The 2,403-nt window shown below is 69.0% G+C and carries 2 protein-coding genes; both read right to left on the reverse strand.

The features are described 5' to 3' along the window. Positions 1–137 precede the first annotated feature (137 nt). Positions 138–512: a c-type cytochrome gene (locus AC3XYG_RS34785; protein WP_489144469.1), complete on the reverse strand. Its 375-nt coding sequence runs from the start codon at positions 510–512 to the stop codon at positions 138–140. Between the two features lie 25 nt (positions 513–537). Continuing rightward, positions 538–2,403: xanthine dehydrogenase family protein molybdopterin-binding subunit (locus AC3XYG_RS34790; RefSeq protein WP_489144470.1), on the reverse strand; the 1,866-nt coding region annotated here is incomplete at its 5' end.

The following is a 2,403-nucleotide window of genomic DNA, read 5'->3' on the forward strand; positions in this document are numbered from 1 at the left end:
TCTGACGTCTGGCAGAAAGAGAGCGGTCCCCGCCAACCCAAAGCCGTCATCGCGAGCCCCGCAGGGGCGTGGCGATCCAGAGATCGAGCCGCTGGATCGCCGCGTCGCTTCGCTCCTCGCGATGACGGTTTTTGGCTTTACGGCGTCGTCAGCGTCTTGAGATAGGCGATGATGTCCGCGCGGTCCTGCGGGTTGGCGATGGCGCCGGCCGCCATCTTGGTGCCCGGGACGAGCTTGTTCGGCCCGGACAGGAAGGTGTCCAGCGTGGTGTCGTCCCAGACCTGGGCGTAGGCAACCATGCCCTTGGAATAGCTGAAGCCTTCGACCGTGCCGGCGGTGCGGCCGACCACGCCCGAGAGATGCGGCCCGATCTTGTTCTGGTCGGTCACCGCGTGGCAGGCGCTGCAGCGCGAGAACAGGGTCTTGCCCCGCGCGGCATCGCCATCGGCCAGGGCCGGCGTCACGGCGCCGGCGGTCAGGAGGGCAGCGAGGGCCCAGTGCGTCAGTCTCATGATGGTCTCCTTCTCCGCTTCGAGGTCAGGCCGAAGTCTTCAACTGGTCGGTGTCGATCGGCAGGGTGCGGATGCGCTTGCCGGTGGCGGCGAAGATCGCATTGGCCACCGCCGGAGCCACGGCGGCGGTCGCGGTTTCGCCGATGCCGCCGGGGGCCTCGGCACTGTTCACCAGATGCGCCTCGATCACCGGCACCTCGTCGATCCGCATCGGCAGGTAGGTGTCGAAATTGCCCTGCTCGACCCGCCCGTCCTTGAAGGTGATCGAACCGTGCAGCACTGCTGTCAGGCCGAAGATGGCACCGCCCTGGACCTGGGCTTCGATCGTGTCGGGGTTGACCACGATGCCGCAATCGACGGCGCAGACGATGCGGTGGACCTTCACCGAGCCGTCGGCCGCGACCTCGACCTCCGCCACCTGCGAGACGTAGCTGCCGAAGGCGAACTGGACCGAGACGCCGCGGCCACGGCCCTGCGGCATCGGCGTGCCCCAGCCGGCCTTTTCGGCCGCCAGGGTCAGCACGCCCAGGGCCCGCGGATTGTGACCCAGCAGCGCCTTGCGATAGGCGACCGGGTCCTGCTTCGCGGCCGCCGCCAGTTCGTCGATGAAGCTTTCGACCACGAAGATGTTGTGGGTCGGCCCGACGCCGCGCCACCAGGAGGTCGGGACGCCCTGCGGCTCGACCCGGACATACTCGACGCGGATGGCCGGCAGGGCATAGGGCGGCTCGGCCGCGGCCTCCACCGCGTCCGCATCGACCCCATCCTTGAAGCCCGCGGGGAAGTAACGGGCCATGATCGAGGACCCGGCGATGCGATGGGTCCAGGCCACGGGTTTGCCCTGCGCGTCCAGCCCGGCCGACATCCGGTCGTAATAGTAGGGCCGGTACATGTCGTGCTGGATGTCCTCTTCCCGGCTCCACACCACCTTCACCGGCCCGTCCACCTGCAGCGCCACCTTGACCGCATGGCCGATGCCGTCGACCTCCAGCCGCCGGCCGAAGCCGCCGCCGATCAGATGGTTGTGGACCTGCACCTTCTCCTTCGGCAGGCCGGTGACCTGGGCGGCAATGCCCTGGGCCAGGGTCGGCACCTGGGTGCCCACCCAGATCTCGCAACTGTCCTTCCGGACATGGACGGTGCAGTTCATCGGCTCCATCGCCGCATGGGCCAGGAACGGCATCTGGTAGATGGCGTCCAGCCGCTGCGCGGCGCCGGCCAGGGCCTTTTCGGTGTCGCCCTCATTGCGCGCCACCGCCCCCGGCTTCTTCGATTCCTCCTCGAGCTGGTGAATGAGATCGGCGCTGCTGACACTGGCGTTGGGGCCGTCATCCCATTGGATGGCGGCGGCCTCCAGCCCTTTCTTGGCCGCGCCCATATGGTCGGCGACCACGGCCACGGATTCGTCGGTCTTGACCACCTGGCGCACGCCCTTGACCGCCAGCGCCGCCGCTTCGTCCACCGATTTCGGCTTGCCGCCGAGCACCGGCGAGAGCGCGATCGCCGCGATCTTCAGGCCGGGCAGCTTGGTGTCGATGCCGTATTCGGCCTTGCCGGCCACCTTGTCGGGCGAATCCAGCCGCTTGGCCCGGGTGCCGATCACGGTGAAGTCCTTGGGGTCCTTCAGCGCCACCGTCTTCGCATCCGGCACCGGCAGCGCCGCCGCGGCGTCCGCCAACTCGCCATAGCCCAGCCTCCGCTTGCCCTCGGTGACGGCGCCGTGCTGGGCCTTCAGGGTCGACGGGTCGACGCCCCATTGCTTCGCCGCCGCGGCGATCAGCAGGGTGCGGGCCACCGCGCCGGCCTGGCGCAGCGGCGTCCAGAAGGCGCGGATCGCGGTCGAACCGCCGGTGAGCTGGATCCCGATCAGCGGGTTGGCATAGAGCGCGTC

The sequence above is a fragment of the Inquilinus sp. genome (genome assembly GCF_057815775.1).

Coding starts and splice junctions, on each gene's coding strand:
- AC3XYG_RS34785 (WP_489144469.1), bottom strand. CDS start 512: ATGAGACTGACGCACTGGGCCCTCGCTGCCCTCCTGACCGCCGGCGCC.